This is a genomic window from Georgenia sp. SUBG003, assembly GCF_000715355.2.
GTDB lineage: Bacteria > Actinomycetota > Actinomycetes > Actinomycetales > Actinomycetaceae > Georgenia.
In genome coordinates this window covers 3,850,010-3,870,044 of record NZ_CP180204.1, presented here as the reverse complement: position 1 = coordinate 3,870,044, position 20,035 = coordinate 3,850,010, and the positions used below count along the sequence as shown (strand labels likewise).

At 73.9% G+C, this 20,035-nt stretch carries 22 protein-coding genes and 10 pseudogenes; 20 read left to right on the top strand and 12 right to left on the bottom strand.

From position 1 onward, the window contains the following. Positions 1 to 39: 39 nt before the first annotated feature. The 3 genes from DA06_RS20595 to DA06_RS20585 all read right to left on the bottom strand — a co-directional run bounded on the left by DA06_RS20595 (position 40) and on the right by DA06_RS20585 (position 1,619). A complete protein-coding gene (locus DA06_RS20595) occupies positions 40 to 618 on the bottom strand; it encodes a sugar transferase (protein WP_052437031.1) in 579 nt (192 codons plus the stop codon). A gap of 96 nt (positions 619 to 714) precedes the next feature. Next, a complete protein-coding gene (locus tag DA06_RS20590) occupies positions 715 to 969 on the bottom strand; it encodes a hypothetical protein (protein WP_418605904.1) in 255 nt (84 codons plus the stop codon). After that, positions 966 to 1,619 carry a 2-phospho-L-lactate transferase CofD family protein gene (locus DA06_RS20585; protein ID WP_418605902.1) on the bottom strand — a complete coding sequence of 218 codons (654 nt, stop codon included), beginning with the start codon at positions 1,617 to 1,619 and terminating at the stop codon, positions 966 to 968. The genes DA06_RS20590 and DA06_RS20585 overlap by 4 nt, the downstream gene beginning before the upstream one ends. Before the next feature lie 98 nt (positions 1,620 to 1,717). Between DA06_RS20585 and DA06_RS20580 the strand changes: the two genes are divergently transcribed. From DA06_RS20580 to DA06_RS20560, 5 genes and pseudogenes are all read left to right on the top strand, one after another. Then, positions 1,718 to 2,287 (top strand): NYN domain-containing protein, encoded by a 570-nt coding sequence (locus DA06_RS20580; RefSeq protein ID WP_043503992.1) that lies wholly within the window; start codon positions 1,718 to 1,720, stop codon positions 2,285 to 2,287. 178 nt (positions 2,288 to 2,465) lie between these two features. After that, the gene (locus tag DA06_RS20575) at positions 2,466 to 2,666 is read left to right on the top strand and encodes a helix-turn-helix domain-containing protein (protein WP_043503987.1); all 201 of its coding nucleotides are present in this window, start codon (positions 2,466 to 2,468) and stop codon (positions 2,664 to 2,666) included. A gap of 159 nt (positions 2,667 to 2,825) precedes the next feature. Beyond that, on the top strand, positions 2,826 to 3,359 hold the full coding sequence (locus DA06_RS20570) for a hypothetical protein (RefSeq protein WP_418605900.1): 534 nt from the start codon (positions 2,826 to 2,828) through the stop codon (positions 3,357 to 3,359). A 245-nt stretch (positions 3,360 to 3,604) separates the two neighbouring features. Next, complete coding sequence (locus tag DA06_RS20565; RefSeq protein WP_418605899.1) at positions 3,605 to 3,928, top strand: hypothetical protein; 324 nt, start codon at positions 3,605 to 3,607, stop codon at positions 3,926 to 3,928. Between the two features lie 539 nt (positions 3,929 to 4,467). Continuing rightward, positions 4,468 to 5,090 (top strand): annotated as a pseudogene (locus tag DA06_RS20560) (DsbA family protein); the annotation flags it as partial. A 157-nt stretch (positions 5,091 to 5,247) separates the two neighbouring features. Here DA06_RS20560 and DA06_RS20555 read toward each other — a convergent pair. Both DA06_RS20555 and DA06_RS20550 read right to left on the bottom strand, forming a co-directional pair. Continuing rightward, positions 5,248 to 5,556 (bottom strand): FCD domain-containing protein, encoded by a 309-nt coding sequence (locus DA06_RS20555; RefSeq protein ID WP_052437030.1) that lies wholly within the window; start codon positions 5,554 to 5,556, stop codon positions 5,248 to 5,250. Further along, positions 5,492 to 5,623, bottom strand: a pseudogene (locus DA06_RS20550) (GntR family transcriptional regulator); the annotation flags it as partial. The pseudogene DA06_RS20550 and the gene DA06_RS20555, both read right to left, overlap by 65 nt. A gap of 227 nt (positions 5,624 to 5,850) precedes the next feature. Here DA06_RS20550 and DA06_RS20545 point away from each other — a divergent pair. From DA06_RS20545 to DA06_RS20530, 4 genes and pseudogenes are all read left to right on the top strand, one after another. Then, a pseudogene (locus DA06_RS20545) lies at positions 5,851 to 6,555 on the top strand (LacI family DNA-binding transcriptional regulator); the annotation flags it as partial. A gap of 89 nt (positions 6,556 to 6,644) precedes the next feature. Then, positions 6,645 to 7,602: pseudogene (locus DA06_RS20540) on the top strand (AAA family ATPase). Beyond that, positions 7,602 to 7,838: a hypothetical protein gene (locus DA06_RS20535; RefSeq protein ID WP_418605898.1), complete on the top strand. Its 237-nt coding sequence runs from the start codon at positions 7,602 to 7,604 to the stop codon at positions 7,836 to 7,838. The pseudogene DA06_RS20540 and the gene DA06_RS20535 overlap by 1 nt, the downstream one beginning before the upstream one ends. Further along, positions 7,829 to 8,215: pseudogene (locus DA06_RS20530) on the top strand (lipoate--protein ligase family protein); the annotation flags it as partial. The gene DA06_RS20535 and the pseudogene DA06_RS20530, both read left to right, overlap by 10 nt. A 980-nt stretch (positions 8,216 to 9,195) precedes the next feature. On the opposite strand, the gene DA06_RS20525 reads toward DA06_RS20530, so the two are convergent. Both DA06_RS20525 and DA06_RS20520 read right to left on the bottom strand, forming a co-directional pair. Further along, positions 9,196 to 9,708 carry a flavin reductase family protein gene (locus DA06_RS20525; protein WP_418605896.1) on the bottom strand — a complete coding sequence of 171 codons (513 nt, stop codon included), beginning with the start codon at positions 9,706 to 9,708 and terminating at the stop codon, positions 9,196 to 9,198. Beyond that, a complete protein-coding gene (locus tag DA06_RS20520; RefSeq protein WP_418605895.1) occupies positions 9,705 to 9,962 on the bottom strand; it encodes a hypothetical protein in 258 nt (85 codons plus the stop codon). Before DA06_RS20520 ends, DA06_RS20525 begins: the two co-directional genes overlap by 4 nt. Here DA06_RS20520 and DA06_RS20515 point away from each other — a divergent pair. The 6 genes and pseudogenes from DA06_RS20515 to DA06_RS20490 all read left to right on the top strand — a co-directional run. Next, positions 9,900 to 11,009, top strand: a pseudogene (locus DA06_RS20515) (chromosome segregation protein SMC); the annotation flags it as partial. The gene DA06_RS20520 and the pseudogene DA06_RS20515 sit on opposite strands and share 63 nt — an antisense overlap. A gap of 76 nt (positions 11,010 to 11,085) precedes the next feature. Further along, positions 11,086 to 11,397 (top strand): hypothetical protein, encoded by a 312-nt coding sequence (locus DA06_RS20510; protein WP_043503947.1) that lies wholly within the window; start codon positions 11,086 to 11,088, stop codon positions 11,395 to 11,397. A 119-nt stretch (positions 11,398 to 11,516) separates the two neighbouring features. Beyond that, positions 11,517 to 11,747 (top strand): exodeoxyribonuclease VII large subunit, encoded by a 231-nt coding sequence (locus tag DA06_RS20505; RefSeq protein ID WP_418605894.1) that lies wholly within the window; start codon positions 11,517 to 11,519, stop codon positions 11,745 to 11,747. A gap of 69 nt (positions 11,748 to 11,816) precedes the next feature. Beyond that, positions 11,817 to 12,140, top strand: coding sequence for an exodeoxyribonuclease VII small subunit (locus DA06_RS20500; protein WP_418605893.1), 324 nt, complete (start codon positions 11,817 to 11,819; stop codon positions 12,138 to 12,140). After that, positions 12,137 to 12,517, top strand: a pseudogene (locus DA06_RS20495) (PfkB family carbohydrate kinase); the annotation flags it as partial. The gene DA06_RS20500 and the pseudogene DA06_RS20495, both read left to right, overlap by 4 nt. A gap of 16 nt (positions 12,518 to 12,533) precedes the next feature. Then, complete coding sequence (locus DA06_RS20490; protein WP_418608127.1) at positions 12,534 to 13,073, top strand: PfkB family carbohydrate kinase; 540 nt, start codon at positions 12,534 to 12,536, stop codon at positions 13,071 to 13,073. 39 nt (positions 13,074 to 13,112) lie between these two features. Here the strand turns inward: DA06_RS20490 and DA06_RS20485 are convergent, their stop codons facing one another. From DA06_RS20485 to sucB, 3 genes and pseudogenes are all read right to left on the bottom strand, one after another. Then, the gene (locus DA06_RS20485) at positions 13,113 to 13,304 is read right to left on the bottom strand and encodes a ubiquitin-like protein Pup (protein ID WP_043503932.1); all 192 of its coding nucleotides are present in this window, start codon (positions 13,302 to 13,304) and stop codon (positions 13,113 to 13,115) included. 31 nt (positions 13,305 to 13,335) lie between these two features. Beyond that, positions 13,336 to 14,085 (bottom strand): annotated as a pseudogene (locus DA06_RS20480) (proteasome accessory factor PafA2 family protein); the annotation flags it as partial. Between the two features lie 299 nt (positions 14,086 to 14,384). Further along, positions 14,385 to 15,272 (bottom strand): annotated as a pseudogene (gene sucB, locus DA06_RS20475) (2-oxoglutarate dehydrogenase, E2 component, dihydrolipoamide succinyltransferase); the annotation flags it as partial. A gap of 22 nt (positions 15,273 to 15,294) precedes the next feature. Here sucB and DA06_RS20470 point away from each other — a divergent pair. Further along, positions 15,295 to 15,495: a hypothetical protein gene (locus DA06_RS20470; protein ID WP_043503919.1), complete on the top strand. Its 201-nt coding sequence runs from the start codon at positions 15,295 to 15,297 to the stop codon at positions 15,493 to 15,495. Between the two features lie 121 nt (positions 15,496 to 15,616). Then, positions 15,617 to 16,540: an FtsX-like permease family protein gene (locus DA06_RS20465; RefSeq protein ID WP_418605892.1), complete on the top strand. Its 924-nt coding sequence runs from the start codon at positions 15,617 to 15,619 to the stop codon at positions 16,538 to 16,540. Between the two features lie 143 nt (positions 16,541 to 16,683). On the opposite strand, the gene DA06_RS20460 is transcribed toward DA06_RS20465, so the two are convergent. Further along, entirely contained in the window at positions 16,684 to 17,319 is a 636-nt protein-coding gene (locus DA06_RS20460; RefSeq protein ID WP_418605891.1) for a hypothetical protein, read from the bottom strand. Between the two features lie 6 nt (positions 17,320 to 17,325). Between DA06_RS20460 and DA06_RS20455 the strand changes: the two genes are divergently transcribed. Both DA06_RS20455 and DA06_RS20450 read left to right on the top strand, forming a co-directional pair. Beyond that, the gene (locus DA06_RS20455) at positions 17,326 to 18,030 is read left to right on the top strand and encodes a hypothetical protein (protein ID WP_418605890.1); all 705 of its coding nucleotides are present in this window, start codon (positions 17,326 to 17,328) and stop codon (positions 18,028 to 18,030) included. Further along, a pseudogene (locus DA06_RS20450) lies at positions 18,018 to 18,290 on the top strand (dihydrofolate reductase family protein); the annotation flags it as partial. The gene DA06_RS20455 and the pseudogene DA06_RS20450, both read left to right, overlap by 13 nt. Here DA06_RS20450 and DA06_RS20445 read toward each other — a convergent pair. Then, positions 18,191 to 18,505 (bottom strand): hypothetical protein, encoded by a 315-nt coding sequence (locus DA06_RS20445; protein WP_418608358.1) that lies wholly within the window; start codon positions 18,503 to 18,505, stop codon positions 18,191 to 18,193. The pseudogene DA06_RS20450 and the gene DA06_RS20445 sit on opposite strands and share 100 nt — an antisense overlap. Positions 18,506 to 18,633: 128 nt before the next feature. Between DA06_RS20445 and DA06_RS20440 the strand changes: the two genes are divergently transcribed. Further along, complete coding sequence (locus tag DA06_RS20440; protein WP_418608357.1) at positions 18,634 to 20,001, top strand: hypothetical protein; 1,368 nt, start codon at positions 18,634 to 18,636, stop codon at positions 19,999 to 20,001. The last annotated feature ends 34 nt before the right edge of the window (positions 20,002 to 20,035 follow it).

Below are 20,035 nucleotides of genomic sequence, written 5' to 3'. Positions count from 1 at the left end.
CGTGCGGGCCGCGCCGGGCGGCCGACCGGCTCGAGGGTCCTAGACACGGGCGCTCCCGGTGAAGCTCGGCATGATCGCCGCCCCGTCCGGCGCGGTGCCGGTCCCGGAGAGCACGACCGCGGCGGTGCGGGCGAGGAGGCGCAGGTCCAGCCAGAACGACCGGGTCTCGACGTAGCGCACGTCGAGCTCGAGCCGCTCGTCCCAGTCCAGGGAGTTGCGGCCGCTGACCTGGGCCAGCCCCGTGACGCCCGGCCGCACCTCGTGCCGGCGGGCCTGCCGCGGGGAGTACAGCGGGAGGTAGTGGGTGCGCAGGGGGCGCGGGCCCACCAGGCTCATGTCGCCGCGCAGGACGTTCCACAGGGTCGGCAGCTCGTCGAGGCTCGTGGCCCGCAGGGCCGTGCCGAACCGGGTGAGGCGCGCGGCGTCGTCGTCGCCGGGCGTCTCGGCCGCGTCGCGCATGCTGCGGAACTTCACCAGCGTGAAGACCTCGCCGCCGCGGCCCGGACGCTCCTGACGGAACAGGACCGGGCTGCCGAGGTCGCGCCGCACGAGGACGGCCACCACGGCCATGACGGGCGCGGCGGCCGCGAGCGCGAGGGCGGCGACGCCGACGTCCATGGCGCGTCTTGGCGGGCGCGCCGCCGCGCAGGGGGACGACGGCGATCACGGGCCCGCGCTCACGTGCCGGTCCCGGGCCGGGCTGCGCCGTCGTCGTCACGCGGCGAGGAGCTCGCGGGCGAGCCGCTCGCGGTCCTCGGGCCCGCCCATGACGGTGCGGGTCACGAGCGCCGCCATGCCGAGGTCCTCGACGGCGGGCGCGAGGTGACGGTCGCTGTCGTCGAGGACGTAGACGTCGGCAAGCCCCGCGTAGAGCCGCGCCACGCCGAGGGCCGAGACCTCGTGGCCCATGGCGCCGAGCATCGCCGCGGCCGGGCCCTTCAGCGCACGCCCGCCCACGATCGGGCTCACCGCGACGCGGCGGGCGCCGACGCCGCGAGACGCTCGCGCACCCCGGGGACGGCGAGCACCGGGCCGATGCTGACGAAGGGGTTCGACGGGCCGACCACCACGACGTCGGCGTCGAGCGCGTCGAGGACTCCCGGCGCCGGCCGCGCTGCTCGACGCCCTCGAGGACGACGCCGAGCACCTCGTCCTGGTGGCGCCGGGCCACGAAGTACTCCTGGAACTCCAGCCGCCCGGCCGGCGTGTCGACGAGGGTGGCCACGGGGGTCGTCCGTCATGGGGAGCAGGCGCGCCCGGACGCCGAGCGCGGCGGCGAGCTGCGCCGTCGTCGCCGACAGCGGCACGCCGGCGCGCAACTGAGCGGTGCGCAGGACGTGGGTGGCGATGTCGCGGTCGCCGAGGCGGAACCAGGTGTCCTGGCCCAGCCGTGTCATCTGCTCGAGCGTGGTGAAGGTGTCCCCCGCGACGCCCCACCCGTTCTGCGGGTCGGCGATCCCCGCGAGGGTGTACATGACCGTGTCGAGGTCGGGACTGACGGACAGCCCGTAGATCTCGGCGTCGTCACCGGTGTTGACGACGACGGTGACGTCGTCGCTCGCGCGGGCGAGCCCCTGGGCGAGCTTGGCCCCGCCCACGCCGCCGGCCAGCAGGGTCACGCTCCGCACGTCTCGCACCCGGGCAGCCTACGGCGCCGGCGCACGCCGGCCGGGGCGCGGCGCGATGCGCGGACGGAAGCCGCCACTACTGTGGCCCCATGCCCGACTCCCGCACCACGTACCTGCTCGTCGACGGCGAGAACATCGACGCCACCCTCGGCATGAGCGTGCTCGGCCGCCGCCCCGCGCCGGAGGAGCGGCCCCGCTGGGACCGGGTGATGCACTTCGCCGAGGACGTGTGGGACGACGAGAACGCGCGCGGCCTGTTCTTCCTCAACGCGACGTCGGGGCAGATGCCCATGGGGTTCGTCCAGGCGCTGCTGGCCATGGACTTCCACCCCATCCCGCTGGCGGGGACGGTGCACGAGAAGGTCGTCGACATCGGTATCCAGCGCACGATGGACGCCATCCTGGAGCAGGGCCAGGGCGACGTGCTGCTCGCCTCGCACGACGGCGACTACATCCCCCAGGTGGAGCGGCTCCTCGACGCCGGCCGGCGGGTCGGCGTGCTGTGCTTCCGCGAGTTCCTCAACTCCGAGCTCGCGGGCCTGACCGAGCGCGGCCTGCGCATCTTCGACCTCGAGGACGACCTCGGCGCCTTCACCTCCGTGCTGCCGCGCGTGCGCATCATCCCGCTCGCCGCGTTCGACCCCAGCCGCTACCTCTGATGGCCCCCCGGCTCCGCCGGATCCGTCCTGCTGAGGCGCGTGCGCCTCGTCCCGGTGGCCGACGGCGGAGCCGAACCGTCCGGGGCGCTTCCGTCCGGGGCGGTCCGGTCGCGGCCCGTCGCGCCGGGCCCCGTCACGCCGGCCCGCACCACCCCGACCGGGGATACCGGTCGGCGTCGTGGACGAGACCGGGCTCAGCGCGCGCGAGAAGGAGGTCGCGCGACTGGTGCTCGTGGGCAAGACCTACCGGGAGATCGGGGAGACGATCTTCATCTCCCCGCGCACCGCCGAGCACCACATCGCCCGGATCCGCCGTCGCCTCGGCGTGGACACCCGGGCGGAGATGCTCACCCGCCTGCGCGCCCTGCTGGGGGAGTAGGTCCCCCCTCACCCCCTTGGTCGTGCCGGGGCGGATCCCCACGCGGTCGCACCTCCGTAGGGGAGGGGCCCCGATGCTTTCCCCCATCGGCCTTCGTACGTTCGTGGGTAGCCGGCCACGAGTGGTCTGGCGCACCACTTCGACGACGAGGGAGACCCGATGACCACGATCGCCAACATGCTCCTCGAGTTCCTGATGAAGATCCTGCGCGACCGGAGGCGGCTGCCGCGTTCCGGAGCGATCCTGACAAGGTTCCGGCCGACGGCGGACGGCTCGAGCTCCGTCAGCGTCGCCCGCCGATCTTCACCGTCTTCCTCAACTCCCTGCCCGCGGCGCTCGACCCGGACGTGGTCCTGCCGCAGGGGGCACTCGTCACCGTGGGGCGGCGGCGCCGGCGGAGGTGAGCTCGGCCGGCGCCGTTACGGGACCCGTCGCGTCCGGCTACGGGACCCGGCGGACGCCGAGGGTGTCGTCCCCGTCACCGTCCCAGTCGCCGACGTAGACCTCGTCGGTGGCCCGGCCGTAGGTGAGCACGAGGTCGGCGGGGCCGCCCGCGATGGTGTTCTTGACGTAGTACGCGTTGCCGCGCCGGACGGCGAGGGAGTCGCCGCCCTTGTCGTCCCAGTTGCCCGTGAGGACCGTGTCGCCTGCGCGGCCGTAGGCGAGGACGAGGTCGGCGGGGCCGCCCGCTGATGGTGTTCTTGACGTAGTGACGCGTTGCCGCGCCGGACGGCGAGGCTGTCGCCGCGTCTGCCGTCCCAGTCGCCCACGAGCACCTCGTCGCCTGCGCGGCCGTAGTAGACGATCCTGTCGGCGGGGCCGCCGCTGATCGTGTTCTTGATGTGGTACGCGTTGCCGCGTCGGACGGCGAGCGTGTCGACGCCGTCGCCGTCCCAGTCACCGACGAGGACGACGTCCGCCCGGTCGTCCGCTAGGTGATGACCTTGTCCGCGGTGCCGCCGCCGAGGCTGTTCCCGTTGCTCGACCAGTTCGGGTTCGGCGGCGAGTGGCACTGGGGAGATCATCGTGACGGCCAGCCGTCATCACCACCATCCCCGATGATCGTCCTCTTCTTCCTCGGCCAGCGGCACTTCGTCGAGGGGATCGCCACCACCGGGGGCGAAGGGCTGAGCCGCCGGGAGAGACCGAGCTCACGACCCACGGCCGGGCCGCCGACACGGTGCGCGCGTCCGCGTTCGCGATGGGCGGTGCGGTGGGCCGTAGGCGTTATCAGAGCCGGTGCGCCTACCACAAGACCCTGAACCCCGCGATTTTCCTCTCAGGAGGCGAGGTGGCCGGAACTGGCACACGATGAGCAACGAGCGCTCAAGTGACCACCACCTCGAGACAAGGACAGGCCATGACGCAAGGACCGACCCCACCGACCGGTTCCGTCGGGAACCCGTTGGGCGAGCCAGTTCCCACCACCTCGGGCACCGCGGGCTACTCCGGAACCGCGGACAGCTCCAGCACCAGGCGATCTCGCCGGCGACCGTGGCCAGCCACGTCTCGCGGCCGGGCACGGCGAGCCACGCCGCCCACTCGCCCCGGGGCCAGGGCAGCCGGTCGGTCCACTGCCAGTCCGCCCCGACTGCGGAGTACAGGCGTCTGCTGAGGTCGGGATCCGGCCGCTCCACCCGTTCGAGCGTGAACGCCGGCCGGGGGGACGACGGCGGTACGAGCGCGGCGGGGTCGCTCGCCTGCAGGTAGGTGACGGTCACGAGCACCCCGACATTCCAGCACAGGGCCGGTGTGCCTGAGCCCACAGGATGGCGTACGCCGTCGTCCGTACGATGGCCGTATGACCGAGACGACGACCGAGACGACCACCGCCACCGCCGACTTCTGGTTCGACCCCATGTGCCCGTGGGCCTGGATGACCTCCCGCTGGATGACCGAGGTGGAGAAGGTCCGCGACGTCGAGGTGCGCTGGCACGTCATGAGCCTGTCGGTGCTCAACGAGGGTCGTGACCTGCCCGAGGACTACGCCTCGCTGATGGAGCGGGCGTGGGCGCCCGTGCGGGTGGTCAACGCCGCGCGCGAGCAGCACGGTGACCAGGTGCTCAAGCCGCTGTACGACGCGCTCGGCACCCGCATCCACCCCGGCGGGCGCGGCGACGACCTGGCCGCCGTCATCGACGAGGCGCTGGCCGAGGTCGGCCTGCCGGCCGAGCTGGCCGGCTACGCCACGTCGGACGAGCTCGACGACTCCCTGCGGGCGTCCCACCAGGCGGCGCTCGACCTGGTCGGCGACGAGGTCGGGACCCCCGTCGTCGCCGTGGACGGCGTCGGCTTCTTCGGCCCGGTGGTCACCCCCGCACCGAAGGGTGAGGCGGCCGGCCGGCTGTGGGACGGGGCCCGTGCTCGTCTCCGCCACGCCCGGCTTCTACCGAGATGAAGCGCACCCGTACCCAGGGCCCGGTCTCCGGCACTGATGTGAGGTCGGCCTCCCGGCCGGGCGCAGCCAGGCGCTCCGGCAGCGTCCGCGCACGGGTGCCGCCCGGCGAGGCGAGGGACCGGAGGAGGTACGGGCTGGCGGCGGCCTCCGTCGATCGCCGCGTCCAGCTCGGCGACCAGGGCGTCAGTAGGCCCGCCGGTCCGGGTCCGTGGTGCTCAGCAGCCCCGGCGCCGCCGCGAACCGCTCGCGCAGGGCGGCGAAGGTGGCGGGGTCGCGCCGGCGGGCGGCGAGCCGGGCGGCCTGCGTCTCGAGGGCCTCCCGCAGCTCGAAGAGATGCTCGACGTCCCCCGGCCCGCAGGTCCGAGACCACGAGCGTGCGTCCCTTCCCGACGACGGCGAGCCCGTCGGCAGCCAGGCGGCCGAGGGCCTCGCGCAGCGGCGTGCGGGAGACGCCGAGCCGCTCCGCCTGCTCCACCTCGGAGAGGACCGCACCGGGGCGCAGGCGCCAGGACACGATGTCGTCCCGGAGGGACTGGTAGACCCGCTCGCTGGCGCGCACGGGTCAACGGTAGCCGCACGAAGGGCACTTTGTATACAAAGCACCATCGGGTGCGCGCGTTTCGGGTTACGTCGGCGTGGCGTGCACACAAGCGAGCCGGATCGCGCGCTCCCTGCGTCACCTGTCCCGGGGCGGTTCTCCTGGTGCCGGCGGACCTCCCGCGCCCGTCGGACCAGCCGGTGCCGACGGAGTCTGCGGCCGGGCGCTCCGGCAACCGTTTGCCACAGATGCTGCGCTTTCGTACGGTTGCCCCACCGGACCCCCGGGGGAGGACGTCGGTGGAGACCAACGGCACCGCCGCGCGGCAGGGCGGCGAGGGAGCGGGCGACACGGCCGACCACCCGCAGCCGCGCGGATCCGCGCAGGAGGTTCCGGGGCCTGCCCGACGTCGCAGCTCGCCGACGATCTACGACGTGGCCCAGGCGGCCGGTGTCGCGCCGTCGACGGTGTCCCGCACGTTCTCGCGTCCGGGCAGGGTCAACGCCGAGACCGCCGAGCGCATCCGCAGGGCGGCCGCCGAGCTCGGGTACCGCACCAACCCGATGGCGCGGGCGCTGGTGACCACCCGCACGGGCCTGCTGGCCGTGGTGGTCCCGGACATCACCAACCCCGTCTACTTCGAGATCATCGACGGCGTCCAGGACGAGGCCGCGGAGGCCGGCTACACGGTGCTCCTCGTGGACTCGCGCGAGTCGGACAGGAGGGAGCGCGAGGCGCTGGAGCGGGCGCTGCCCATCGTCGACGGCATCGTGCTGGGCACCTCCCGGATGTCCGACGCCGCGATCCGGATGATCGCCAAGCAGAAGCCCATGGTCGCGCTCAACCGGGCCGTGCGCGAGATCCCGTCCGTGGTGCCGGACAACCCCCGCGGGGCCCGCCGGGCGCTGGAGCACCTCGGCGAGCTGGGCCACGGGGTCGTCACCTACCTCGCGGGGCCCGAGGCCTCCTGGGCGGACGGCATGCGCTGGCGCGGCCTGCGCGAGGCCTCCCTCGAGCTGTCGGTCCACGTGGCTCCGCGCAGGTGGCCGACTCGGCGGCGCGGCGGCGCCTCGGTGCGCTGCGCACGGAGGTCGGCAAGGCCGTCGTGGGGCAGGACGCCGCGGTCACCGGCCTGGTCATCGGTCTGCTGTGCGGCGGGCACGTGCTGCTCGAGGGCGTGCCGGGCGTGGCCAAGACCCTCCTGGTGCGCACGCTCGCCACGTCGCTGGCCATGGGCACCAAGCGCCTGCAGTTCACCCCCGACCTCATGCCGGGCGACGTCACCGGCTCGCTCGTCTACGACGCCCGCACGGCCGAGTTCTCCTTCCGCGAGGGTCCCGTGTTCACCAACCTGCTGCTCGCCGACGAGATCAACCGCACCCCGCCCAAGACCCAGGCCTCCCTGCTGGAGGCCATGGAGGAGCGGCAGGTCTCCGTCGACGGCGAGCCGCGCCCGCTGCCGGACCCGTTCATGGTGATCGCCACCCAGAACCCCGTCGAGTACGAGGGCACCTACCCGCTGCCCGAGGCCCAGCTCGACCGGTTCCTCCTCAAGCTGATCCTGCCGCTGCCGGAGCGCCACGACGAGATCGAGGTCCTGAACCGCCACGCGCACGACTTCAACCCGCGCGACCTCGCCTCGGCGGGCGTCTCGGCCGTGGCGGGACCGCGGGACGTCGCGGCCGCGCGCGCGGAGGTGGCCGGGGTGCAGGTGGCCCCCGAGGTCCTCGGCTACATCGTCGACCTGGTGCGCGCGACCCGGACCTCCCCCTCGCTGTCGCTCGGCGTCTCGCCCCGCGGTGCGACGGCGCTGCTCGCCACCTCCCGTGCGTGGGCCTGGCTCTCCGGCCGCGGCTACGTCACCCCCCGACGACGTCAAGGCCCTGGCCCACCCCACCCTGCGCCACCGGGTGCAGCTGCGGGCCGAGGCGGAGCTGGAGGGCGTGACCGCCGAGACCGTGCTGGACGGCGTGCTCGGCTCGGTGCCGGTCCCGCGCTGATGGTGCCCACCACCCGCGCGGCGCTGCTCACGGCCGCCGGCGTCCTGCCCGTGCTGCTGTGGCCGCGCCCGCTGACGCTGTGGCTGTGGGTGGCCCTGGTGGTCCTCGCCTGCGTCGTCGACACCGTCCTCGCCGCCTCCCCGAAGCGGGTCGAGGTGGTGCGCACGGTGCCGGCGTCGGTACGGCTGGGCGAGCCGACGGTCTCCACGCTCACCCTGACGAACCCCTGGGGGTGAAAGCCCGGTACGTACCGCTCAACGACGCCTCCGAGCACGGCAAGATCGGCGGCGCCGCACAGAAGCGGTTCGCCTCGGGCGTGGTGCTCCACCACGTGACCATGAGCTACGACATCGACGCGGACAAGATGCTCGACGTGCTGCGCATCGGCCGCGAGAAGCTCTCCGACAAGGGCATCAGGAGCGCGAACAAGCGCGTGGACCCGATGCGGTCCCAGACCGGGATGGCGCGCGAGGACATCGTCGCCGCGTTCGTCGCACACTCCGCGCGCTACGACACCCGGATGTCGGACTACCGGCCCGACGAGCTCGCGCGTGCGGAGGAACTCATGGAGACGAAGTTCCTCAGCGACGGGTGGACCTACCGCGTGCCGTGAGCCCGGCGCGGCCGGCCCTGTCCACGAGGAGGGTTCGTGGAGCGAGTAGGACACTACCCATGGACCATCCGTATGTCACGTTTGGATCACGACCGTGTCTCATGTCACCGAGGCGCCCCCTCCTTCCCCGACACATCGCATCCATATCGAGGCAGGGCAAAGTCCCAGATCACGGGCTTCCGGCCCACGATCAAGCGCTCGCTGACGGCCGGGTCGACGCGGAACTGCCCGTGTCGCGGTAACGGCACCGTGAACCGCGGCACGGAACTCAGGCGTCGTCACGCCGCGGTCATCGGGACGGAGCGCGAACGCGAGCATCCGGACGGTGTTCGGGGCGCTCGTGAGGACGGAGTGAGAGCGCGGTCGGCCGGAGGTGTTCGGGGCGCTCGTGAGGGTGGAGGGATGTCCCCGACGTTGCCAGGGAGGACCGGACGGCGCTGACCGACCGGACCGGACCGGGTCAGCGGGTGACGAACAGGTGCCGCGTGATCTCCTCCGGCACGTCGAGCTCGACGTCGGCGCCGGGCGCGTGGAGCGACACGAGATCGACCCCGTCGCGGACGCGCAGCTCCAGGCGCGGCCGGGGCGCCCGTCGCGTCGGGATCCTCCGCGGCGGACGGGGCAGGTGGCTCCCCGTCGCGGCCGGCGGACGCGTCGTGCCGGTCGGCCTCGCGAGAAGGTGCGGGCGTCACGCCGGGGTCTTCCTGCCGGCGGGCGAGTACGGAGTCGAGGTCCGACATGCCGGCCGGGGTAGTCTCCTGAGGGGTGGCGTCAGCACCGTCGGTGTGGTCGACGGCTCCCCGTCCGGGTGCTCGATGGTCAGTCACACAACGTCCTCACTTCCCCCTGTGCCGCGTTCGTGCGACCCGAGAATGGTAGGACGAGCGCCTGCGCGCGACGACGGTGCGTGCCCAACGTCACCACATCGTTACGGTGCCTGCGGCGTCTCTCCGGCCGCAGAGTCCCGCACCCTGGCGCGGCTACGTCAGCGGCCGTACCCGGCCCAGGTGGTGCACGAGCGCGCCGGCGCCGGTGGTGCCGGGGCGGGCGTCGAGAACCTCGCCGACCACCACGTCGTGGTCGCCGGCGTTGCGGATCCACGCGGTGCGGCACTCGACCCACCCCTGGGCGGCGTCGACGAGGGCGGCCCCGGAGCGCTGCCCACGGTGGTGCGGCACGCCGATCAGCTGGCCGAACGCGGGCCGCCCCGGCATCGCGAGCCGCTCCGCCGCCACGGACGCGGTGGCGTCGAGGATGCTCACCGCCCACGTGTCGACCTCGTCGAGCACCTCACGCAGGCGGGCGTCGCTGTAGACGCAGAACAGCACCATCGGCGGGCGCAGCGACACGGACGCCACGGCGGTCGCCGTCATGGCGAGGTCGAGCGTGCCCTGGCGGATCGAGACGACCGTGACTCCGCCGGGCAGGCGCCCCATCGTCGCCCGGTACCGCTCGACCAGTTCCGCCATGCCGTCGGCGGCCGGAGCGCTCACCCTGCCGCCCGGCCGCGGCGTGGCACCGGGGCGTCGGAGTACCACCGTCGCGGCGTGAGCATGGTGAGCGCGGCCGCCACCGGCAGCCCGAGCAGCCACACGAAGCTGAGCACCTCGTCGGTGACCAGCACATCACCGTTCGGGCTGACGAACGTCATGGTCTGGCTGGTCAGGACGCCGGCGAGGCCGAAGAGGAAGACGCCCACGCCGTCGGCCGCGGACCGGGCGAAGACGCCGCCGACGAGCACGACCACGAGGGCGACCGCGACGCCGAGCGGCAGGCCGTCGGCGGACCAACGGTGGACGAGCGTCCCGGCGGCACCGACGAGGCCGCGGCCGCCGACCGGGAGCGCGCCGAGGACGAGCGCACGCAGCGCGAGCGCGCCATCGCCGCCGTGCGGGCGGAGCTGGAGGAGATCGGCACCGAGCTCGCCGCCCTGACGGACGTCGCCCACCGCGACGAGGTAGCCCGCGCCGAGCAGCGCCTGCGTATCAGCCAGCTCGAGGAGAGGGCCGTCGCCGAGCTCGGGCTGGATCCGCAGGTGCTCGTCGAGGAGTTCGGCCCCGACCGTACTGTCCCGTCGACCGCACCCGTGCCGGAGGGGGAGGAGCCGGCGCCGCCGCGGCCGTACGTGCGCGAGGAGCAGGAGAAGCGGCTGCGCACCGCCGAGCGCGACCTCGCCCGCCTCGGGAAAGTCAACCCGCTGGCCCTCGAGGAGCATGCCGCGCTGGCCGAGCGGCACAAGTTCCTCACCGACCAGCTCGCGGACCTGAAGAAGTCGCGGGCCGACCTCATGGAGATCGTGCGGGAGGTCGACGAGCGCGTCGAGCGGGTCTTCTCCGAGGCGTTCGCCGACACCGCCCGGCAGTTCGACGACGTCTTCCCGCGCCTGTTCCCGGGCGGCGAGGGGCGCCTCGTGCTCACCGACCCGGAGAACATGCTCACCACCGGCATCGAGATCGAGGCCCGGCCCGCCGGCAAGAAGGTCAAACGGCTGTCCCTGCTCAGCGGCGGCGAACGCTCACTGACGGCGGTGGCCCTGCTCGTGGCCATCTTCAAGGCTCGCCCCAGCCCGTTCTACGTCATGGACGAGGTCGAGGCGGCGCTGGACGACGTCAACCTCGGGCGCCTCCTGGAGATCTTCACCGAGCTGCGCGACAGCTCCCAGCTCATCGTCATCACCCACCAGAAGCGCACCATGGAGGTGGCGGACGCCCTGTACGGGGTGACCATGCGCGGCGACGGCGTCACCACCGTGATCTCGCAGCGGCTCGAGAAGGAGCCGCTGCCCGCGTCGTGACGAACGTCACCCCGGACGCGGCGTCCACGGCGGGGCCCCCGGCGGCCGGGGGACGACCCGTAGGCATACTGGGTGCATGACCGGAGCATTCGTCGGAGGTTTCGTCTCGGTCCTGTGCGCGCTCGCGATACTTCTCGTGCTGCTCGCCGGGCGCCGCCCCGAGAGCGGCTGGTCCGACTGGCTGCGGGAGTCCCTCGCCGCCTGGCGCTCGGACGAGCTCAAGGGGGCCGACCTCAGGCCGCGCCGCTCGGACGTGCGCGACACGCCCGTGGAGGACATCTTCAGCCTCGGCGCCCCGGAGGACGTCCCGGCGTACGCGCGGCCCGAGGAGCTCGTGGCCCGGCTCGACGAGGTGCGCGGCCACGCCAGGAGCATGACGCGCCGCTGACCCGCGGCACCGGTACCGACGCCCGCGCGGGCGACCGGCCCGTGCTGCCGGTCGCCGGGGCCGGGGCCGGTGCGCCAGACTGGGGTCGGTGACCGACCTGACCCTGATCCTCATCGTCGTTGCCGCCGCGCACCGACCGGGCCGACGGCGAGCTCCGCGGTCTCGTCGGCAGCCTCCGTGCGCTCTCGCCGGCCGCGACGCTGGCACGGGGGTACGCGGTCCTGCGCACCCACGACGGCGAGGTGGTGCGCGAACCGGCTCAGGTCGAGCCCGGCGACCAGGTGGAGGCCCTGCTGGCGCACGGCCGGCTCGTCCTCGAGGTCGGGTACGGCGACGACGAGGACGCCTGAGGCGTCCCGCGCGAGGAGGACGCCCGGGGCAGCCTGCACGAGTCGGTGCCCGATGGGAGACTGTCCGCCGTGAGCCAGAACGTGTCCGAGCTGCCCGACGTGTCCACCCTGACCTACGAGCAGGCCAGGGACGAGCTGGTCGAGGTCGTCCGCCGCCTCGAGGCGGGCTCGACCTCGCTGGAGGACGCGCTGGCCCTGTGGGAGCGCGGGGAGGCGCTCGCCGCACGGTGCCAGTCCTGGCTCGACGACGCCCGCGCTCGCCTGGACGCCGCCCACGGCGCGGCGGACGGGACGCAGCCGGCCGCCCGCGAGCGCCGGCAGGACCCGGCGGTGCGGCGCGAGCACGCGCTCGAGGACGCCGCAGCCGCCCTGCCCGAGGAGGAGACCGAATGAGCGACGTCCACCGCACCCCGGAGCCGGAGGGGGCGAGGCCGCCCGCGCGTGCGGGCAACGCGCCCGGGGGCGACGGCGGCCCCACGGAGCGGTCCGCCAAGGCCCCGGCGGAGCACGACCCGTTCCGCCCGGAGGGTGACCCCGAGCTCTCGCAGGGGCCCACCGCTCCCACCTCCGCCGCGTACGGCCGCGCCCCGGAGGGCCTGCCGCACGACGACGCGACGGGCTTCGCGCTCGTCGTCGGCGAGGCGCTGGTGGACATCGTCGAGCGGCCCGGCGAGGAGCCGTCCGCGCACCCCGGCGGGTCGCCCGCCAACGTGGCCGTCGGGCTCGCCCGGCTGGGGCGCGACGTCGAGCTCGTCTCGTGGTTCGGCGCCGACGCCCACGGGGGCGCTGCTTCGCTCGCACCTCGAGCTGGAGGAGGTGCGGCTCTCGGCCGCCTCGGCCCGGGCCTCGCGCACCTCCACGGCACGGGCCCGCCTCGACGACTCGGGCGCCGCCACCTACGTCTTCGACCTCGAGTGGGCGCCGCCGGAGCCCGACCCGGCGCTCAGGCCCCGCGTGCTGCACACCGGGTCGATCGCGGCCGTCCTCGAGCCGGGTTCCCGCACGGTCCTGGAGACGGTCGCCCGCCACCGCGCGGAGGCGACCGTCAGCTACGACCCCAACGTCCGCCCCGACCTCATGCCGGACCGGGAGGCCACCCGGGCGGCGGTCGAGCAGCTGGTGAGCCAGGCCGACGTCGTCAAGGCCTCGGACGAGGATCTGAGCTGGCTGTACCCGCAGGAGGACCCGGCCGCCGTCGCCCGCCGGTGGCTCGCGAGCGGACCCGCGGTCGTCGCCGTCACGCGGGGCGCCGAGGGCGAGCGTTCGCCCCGTCGGCGGCGGCCCCACCGACGGCGGCGCCCCGCCCGGCGGGCGGGGCGCACGTGATGCCGTACTCGGTCTCGAGGCCGAAGATCCGCCTGGCGGTCACTGGCCGCCCTTCTGCACGAAACCCTGCACGAAGGTCTCGGCGTTGGCCTCCAGCACGGAGTCGATCTCGTCGAGGAGGTCGTCGACCTCCTGGGTGCGAACCTGCCCGCCGGCGGCGACGGGCGGGTCGAAGGCCTCGGGGCCCGGGTCCTCGCGTCGGGTCGTGCGGCGCTGCTCCTGCTCTGCCATGTCGTGCTCCCTCCCTCGGGTTGTCCTGATCCTAGAACGTCCGGGGCGCCGTGAGGTTCTCGAGGAGCTCCGCGGCGGTGGCCGAGCGTTCGAGGAGGGCGCCGACGTGGTCGCGGGTGCCGCGCAGCGGGTCGTTCATCGGCACCCTGACGAGGTGCTCGTTCTCGGGCACGTCGAGAACCACCGACTCCCAGCTGGCGCCGGCCACCTGGCCCGGGTAGCGGGCGACGACCTGGCCGCGGAACCAGGCCCGGGTGTCGGCCGGCGGGGTGTGCTCGGCGGAGGCGACGTCGGCGTCCGGCACGAGGCGCTCCAGCCGGCCGGCGGCGGCGAGGCGGTTGACGACGGAGCGCTCGGGGCGCAGGTCGGCCCACTGCAGGTCGAGCGCCTGCAGCTTCGGGTGGTCCCACGGCAGCGACTCGCGCCGGCGCATGCCGTCGAGCAGCTGCTTCTTGGCCACCCACTCGACCTCGGCGGCGGCGCTGTCCTCCCACCGCCGGCACACCTCCGCGAGAAAGCCCTCGCCCGGTCCGCTCGCCTCGGTCAGCACCTCGTCCCCGCGGTCGCCGTAGAAGTCCGTCCCGCTGGCCTGGAGGAACCGGACCCTCCGGCGGACGCCGCCGCCGGTCCCGTCGACCGACCGGGCGACCGCCTCGGCCAGCAGCCGCGCGCCGTCGACGCGCGACCGGAGGATCTCCTCCTTGTAGGAGGCAATCCAGGGCAGGCGGCCCAGCGAGGCGCCACCGAGGTTGACGACCACGTCGACACCGTCCAGGGCGGCGCGGTCGAGCGCGCCGGCGGCCGGGTCCCACCGGAACTCCTCCTCGCTCTGCGGCCCCCGCCGGACGAGCGCCGGACGACGTCGCCGCGGCGACGGAGGTGCCGGAGGAGATGGTGCCCCAGGAAGCCGCTGGAGCCGGCGACGAGCACCGTGCGAGTCGGCGCGGTGCGTGGTGCGGCGGGAACGGTGCTCACCGAGGGGGTCGCCATGCGGTCACGCTAACGGCGGTCCGGCGCAGACGCACGGGGCCCGCACCGATGCCGGTGCGGGGCCCCGCGGCAGGGCGGCGCGTCAGCGCGTCACAGGCCGACCTCGGCGTCGAAGGCACCCTCCTCGAGGCGCGCCTTGACGGTGGAGAGGAAACGGCCGGCGTCGGCGCCGTCGACCAGTCGGTGGTCGTAGGTCAGCGACAGGTAGATCATCGAGCGGATGCCGATGGTCTCGTTGCCGTCGGCGTCCGCGACGACCATCGGGCGCTTGACGATCGTCCCGACCCCGAGGATGGCGACCTCGGGCTGGTTGATGATCGGGGTGTCGAGCAGCAGCCCGGCGGACCCGGTGTTGGTGATGGTGAAGGTCGAGCCGGAGAGCTCGTCCGGGGTCACCTTGCTGTCGCGGGTGCGGGCCGCGAGGTCGTTGATCTTCTTCGCGATGCCGCCGATCGTCAGGTCGCCGGCGTCCTTGATGACCGGGACGAGCAGACCGCGCGGCGTGTCGACCGCGATGCCGATGTGCTCGGCGCCGTGGTAGATCACCTGCTCGTCGTCGATCGTGGCGTTGAGCTTCGGGTGCGCCTTGAGCGCCTCCGTCGCGGCCTTGACGAAGAACGGCAGGAACGTCAGCTTCGTGCCCTCGGCCGCCTGGAACGCGGACTTCGCCCGGGAGCGCAGGCCGGCGATGCGGGTGACGTCCACCTCCACCACCGAGGTGAGCTGCGCCGAGGTGTCGAGCGACTCGCGCATGCGCTTGGAGATGACCTTGCGCAGACGCGACATCTTCTCGGTCGTGCCGCGCAGGGGTGACACCTCGACGGGAGCCGGGGTCCTCGTGGGCGCTGCCGCCGCGGGCGCCTGCGCCGGTGCCGTGGCGGCGGCCTTCTCGGCGGCGGCCTTCTCGGCGGCGGCCTCGACGTCCTGCTTGCGGATACGGCCGCCGACGCCGGTGCCCTCAACGGTGGACAGGTCCACGTCCAGGTCACCCTACCCCATCGTGCTGATCTCCTACACGATCGCGTGCTCCGTGTACGAGTCCGCGCAGGACGCGGAGAACGTCAGGGCACTCCTGACCTACATCGCCTCGGAGGACGGCCAGGAGCGGGTCGCCGACCCGCGGGTTGCCGGCTCCGCCCCGATCTCGGACGACCTTCGTTCGCGGGTGATGGCCGCGGTCGACCAGATCCGGGCGGCCTGACAGGGGCCTCTGGACTGTGGCACGGAACCGATGCTCGATCCCTGTGAGCGAGACGACAGGCGCAGTTCACCCTCTGTTAACCCGGCGACCGCCTCACGGACACCGGCGCTGCCTAGAGTTCATGGCGTCGGTCTCGGCGTGCTCGCGTCCGGGTCCTACCACCGTGCGGTGCCCCCGCCGCACGCGCGACTGCCGGCCGGGTGCGAGCACCCAGGCCCAGCGCCCCGGTGCCCGGCCAGCCGCTGCGCACCGTCCACCGACCGCAACCGCTACCACGGCCGGGTCCTCGCCCGACGCCGGGTGGGAGGTCGCCTCCGAGGAGCTGAGCGTCACCGGCCTCGTCGAGGACCCGCCGGCGATCCTCGGCTCCGCCTCCACCGTCCTCGTCCCCCGCGCTCAGGCGGAGGCGTGGGCCGCCGCGGAGCCGGGCGGGCTGCGCTACGACGAGGTGCTGGTGGCGGGCGCCGCCGGCACCGACGACGAGGTGGCCGAGGCGGTGCGCGCGGTGCTGCCGCGGGCCGACGTGCGCACCGCCGTCGAGGAGGCCGAGGCCAGGACCGCGGAGCTGACGGGGCAGGCCCAGACCCTGACCTACTTCGTGCTCGCCTTCGCTGCCGTGGCCATGTTCGTCGCCGCGCTCGTCATCGCGAACACCTTCCAGGTCCTGGTGGCTCAGCGGGCCCGCACGCTCGCGCTGCTGCGCTGCGTGGGCGCGACCAAGGCGCAGGTGCACCGCTCGGTGCTCCTCGAGGCGGGCGTGCTGGGCGTGGTGGCGTCCCTGGCGGGGCTGGTGCTCGGCCTCGCGCTGGGTCAGGGCGCCCTGTGGTTCCTGCAGGGGGCCGACCTTGGCGTCGAGGTCGCCGAGACTGTCCCGCTGACGGTTCCCCTGGTGACCGTCCCGCTGCTGACGGGCACCGCCGTCACCGTGCTCGCGGCGCTCGCCCCGGCCCGTACCGCGACGCGCGTGGCGCCCTGTCCGCGCTCCGTCCGGCGCCGGACCGACGTACGTAGCTGTACATCGATCGATGCTCAAGACGTAACGTAGCTGTAACATCGATCGATGCTCGACGTACGTAGCTGTCATCGATCGTGCTCAGACGTACGTAGCTGTACATCGATCGATGCTCAGACGTACGTAGCTGTACATCGATCGATGCTCGACGTACGTAGCTGTACATCGATCGATGCTCAGACGTACGTAGCTGTCATCGATCGATGCTCGACGTACGTAGCTGTACATCGATCGATGCTCAGACGTACGTAGCTGTACATCGATCGATGCTCGGACGTACGTAGCTGACGTACGAGATCGTCGATTTCGTGCCGCACGAGCGTCTGGTCATGCGAACGGCACAGGGCCCCTTCCCGATGGAGACCACCTACACCTGGACCTCCCAGGGCGAGCGTCCGCTGCCACCCGTACCGCTCGCGCACGAGGAGGCGGTGCCGCCGCCCGACGTCGGGCGGAGCACGACGCCCAGGTGAAGTCGTACGGGGTGCCGGCATGCCGGGCGCGACGCCGCCGTGCAGCACGAGGTGCCGGGGCGGGCTCACGTCCGCGACCGAGAGCGCCACCTCCGGCGCGAGACGGATCTCGTCCCCGGCGGCGACGTCCTGCCACTCCGGCACGACCTTGTCGGCGCTGTAGATGTCGCAGCCGGCGAGGTTCTCGAGCACGTCGTAGCTGTAGAAGCCGCCGCGGCCCTGCCCGAGCTGGGCGATCCAGGGCCAGACGGAGCCCGGCGGGGCCTCGATGTCGACCGCCCGGGTGGCGCTGAGCCCGGCGGACGGGAGGACGTCGTCGCCGGGCAGGGCCTCCGTCACCCGACCGTGCCCACCGGTACTGCGCGCCCGGCCGGCCGCGGCCGTCTGCACCCGCTCGGCTGGTGGGCGTGGGCCGGCGGTGTCGCCGTCGCCCTGACCCGCACCACCAACCCGGTGCTCGTGCTCCTCCTGCTGGCCGCCGTCGTCCTGGTGGTCGCGGTGCACCGCGACGGCTCGCCCTGGGCCCGTGCCTTCGGCGCCTACCTGGTGCTGGGCGCCGTCGTCGTCGCGGTCCGGGTGTTCTTCTACGTGCTGGTCGGGGTCGACGACGCCAGCGCCGTGGTGCTCGACCTGCCGGGCGTGCCGCTGCCCGACCTGCTGGTCGGGGTGGAGCTGCTCGGGCCCGTCCACCTCGCCGGTCTGCTCGGCGCCGTGTACGGCGGGCTCCGCCTGGCGGCGCTGATCGTCGCGTTCGGGGCGGCGAACGCCCTGGCCAACCCCAAGCGTGCGCTGCGCTGCCTGCCCGCGTCGCTGCACCACCTGGGCACCGCCGTCGTCATCGCCGTCACCGTCACGCCCCAGCTCGCCGCCGCCGTCGCCCGCGTCCGCCGGGCGCAGCGTCTGCGCGGTCTCGAGGCGCGCGGGCCGCGCGCCGCCGTCGCCCGCCTGGTGCCGGTCCTCCAGGGTGCGGTCCGACCGATGGTCTCTCCGCGCCCCGTTGGCCTGACGTCCGGTTCCGAGCGCGGGAGGCTGACGCCATGGGAAAATTGACCTTCGCGATGAACGTGAGCTTGGACGGCTACGTCGCCGCACCCGGCGACGACCTCGGCTGGGGCGTGCCGAGCGACGAGCAGTTCCAGTGGTGGTCCGACCGGGTGGGGGCGACGGGCCTGGCGCTGTACGGGCGCAGGCTGTGGGAGGCGATGAGCTCTCACTGGCCGACCGCGGACCAGGAGCCTGGCGCCACACCGGCGCAGATCGAGTTCGCCCGCCGCTGGCGGGACATGCCGAAGGTGGTGTTCTCCTCGACCTGGCGCCGGGCCTCCCCGACGCCACGAGGGCCGCGATCGTGCGCCGCAGCGAGGGCGTGCCGTACTTCGTCGACGAGCTCGCCCGCGCCGCGGCCGACGGCGTCAGCATGCCCGGCACCCTCCGCGACGCCCTCCTCGCCCGCGTGCGTTCCGTGCGCGAGGACACCCTGCAGGTGCTGCGGGCCGCCTCGGCGGCCGGCCTGGAGGTGGACCACCAGCTCCTCGCCGAGGTGGCGGGCCTGCCCGCCCCGCAGCTCGACGCCGCCCTGCGCGAGGCCGTGGACGCCGTCGTCCTCGTGCCTCCGGGACCGGGTACCGGTTCCGTCACGCGCTGCTGTCCCAGGTGCTGCACGACGACCTGCTGCCCGGGGAGCGCGCGCGTCTCCACAGCCGGTTCGCCGACGCCCTGGCCAACCGCCCGGGCCTTTCGGTGGCGAACAGCCACGACCTCATCCACCACCTCTTCGCGGCCCACCGCGTCGACGAGGGCTTCCGCACGGCGCTTGCCCGCGCCGCCGTGCGCACGCCGGCGCACCACCAGGCCCTCGCCCTGTACGAGCAGGCGCTGGAGGTGTGGGACCGCGTCACCGAGCCGGAGTCGGTGGCCGGCACCCTTGACCGGGTGCTGCAGCAGGCGGCGGGCGCCGCCGTCCGGGCCGGCGAGCCGGAGCGCGCGCTGGCGCTCGTGGAGGCCTCGCTCCGGGAGTCCCCGCCCGGGCTGGACCCGGAGGTGCGGGCGAAGCGTCTGGCGCTGAAGGCCCGCGCGATGGGCAACCTCATGCGGGACGGCACGGTCGAGGTGCTGCGGGAGGCCGTCGCGCTGACCTCGCCGGAACGTCCCACCGCCGTCCGGGCGATGGTGCTGGAGCTGCTGAGCACCTACCTCATCCTCACCGGACAGCACGCGGAGGGCCTCACCGTCGCCGACCGGGCCCTCCAGGCCGCCGACGCCGTCGGCGAGACCGCGTACCGCGGCAGCGCGCGCAACTCTCGGGCGATGGCGCTGTGCGCGACGGGCCAGGAGGAGCTCGGCATGGCGGAGATGGAGGCGGCGCGGGCCGACTCCGAGACGCGCCCGCGGACCTCGGTGCGGTTCTGGATCAACTGGTCGAACCAGCTCAACCTCGCCGGCCGCTTCCGTGAGGCGCGCGACGCCGCGCTCGCGGGCATGGACCGCACCCGCGCCGAGGGCCTGGAACGCTCCGGCGGCGTCATGCTCATCGGCAACGCCGCGGAACCGATGATCGCCCTCGGCCAGCTCGACGAGGCCGACCGGATGGTTCGCCGTGCGCTCGAGCAGTCGCCGCCCCCGAACTACGTGCTCCACCTGCGCACCCTCCAGGCGTGGACTGCGCTGTGGCGGGACAGGGCGGACGAGGTCGACCAGGTCCTGGGCGACTACCCCGACATCCTCGCCGGCCGTGGGCAGCCGCAGTTCGTCCACGAGCTGTCCGTCCTCGACGCCTGGCGCCAGCTGCTCGGCGCCCGTCCCGACCCGTCGGCCGCGTGGCGACGGACCCAGCGCGTGCTCGCCGCACCGCAGGGCGCGGCCCCCGCCCCCGGGCCGACGCGCCGAGGCCCGGGCCGAGGGCGCGGCACCGTCGTCGCGTCACGGGCCCGTCACGTCAGAAGCGGACACCGGCACAAATCACACCCCGCTTTCGGAGACGGGCGGGGCCCCGGTGACGCACCATGGGTGTTGCAGATGTGACAGGTGGTACGTGCGCCCGGTCCCCGCCCGCGTT